The sequence below is a fragment of the Oleiphilus sp. HI0043 genome, assembly GCF_001634935.1.
Window position 1 is genome coordinate 1 of record NZ_LWEY01001731.1, and the last position, 948, is coordinate 948.

At 44.6% G+C, this 948-nt stretch carries 2 protein-coding genes; both read left to right on the forward strand.

From position 1 onward, the window contains the following. On the forward strand, positions 1 to 639 hold a 639-nt coding region (locus A3729_RS26390; protein WP_068634451.1), incomplete at its 5' end, for a radical SAM protein. Between the two features lie 2 nt (positions 640 to 641). Then, positions 642 to 948 (forward strand): DUF1285 domain-containing protein (locus A3729_RS26395; protein WP_156498153.1); only part of this gene is annotated, 307 nt, incomplete at its 3' end.

Sequence of the window (948 nt, forward strand, 5' to 3'; positions counted from 1 at the left end):
CGCCTCAAAGAAATACTTGAGTGTATTAATCGCTACTTTCCAGATAAAGAACGTGTTACTGCTTATTGCTTACCCAGAAATATTAAGAAAAAAACGGTAGAAGAGCTGGCTGAGTTGAGAGCGTTAGGCCTAAGCATGGTATATGTGGGCTGTGAATCCGGTGACGACAAAGTCTTGGAATGTGTGGTTAAGGGTGAGACTTACGAAAGCTCTAAAGACGCCTTACTCAAGTTAAAAGCTGCAGGCATCAAGTCTTCCGTGATGATATTAAATGGCTTGGGTGGCAAGAAGTTTTCAAAGCAACATGCCGTTAACTCTGCCAAGCTTATGAATGAAACACAGCCAGAGTTTGTATCGACGTTAGTAGTTTCTTTTCCGATGGGTGAAGAGCGCTTTAGGGCTGGATTTAATGGTGATTACGAGCCATTAGAACAATTGGATTTATTTCATGAGATTCGTACCCTGATTGCTAATTTTGAACTGGAAAATACAGTATTCCGTTCCGACCACGCGTCTAATTATTTGGTGCTAAAAGGTAATTTAGGGGCAGATAAGCAAGCGATGCTAAGTAAAATTGATCTGGCTTTGAATAAGCCTGGTGCAATTCCTCTTAGGCAAGAGTGGCAGCGAGGCCTATAACTATGGCAAAAATAGATGGTGAGGGGCTGCATAGGGACCTACCGACAATCGCGACCCAGATAAGAGAATTAGTTGGCGAGGATGATAGCTTGCCACCTGTTGAAACGTGGCAGCCGGAGCGAGTTGGCGAGATAGATATACGTATTGATTCCCAGGGTGAGTGGTATTATCAGGGAGACAAGATGGAGCGGCAGGCAGTGGTTCGCCTGTTGTCGCGGATATTACGCCGTGATGGTGAAGATTTCTTCCTGGTGACGCCTTACGAGAAAATGAAAATTACGGTGGATGATGCGCCCTTTGTTGTCGTGA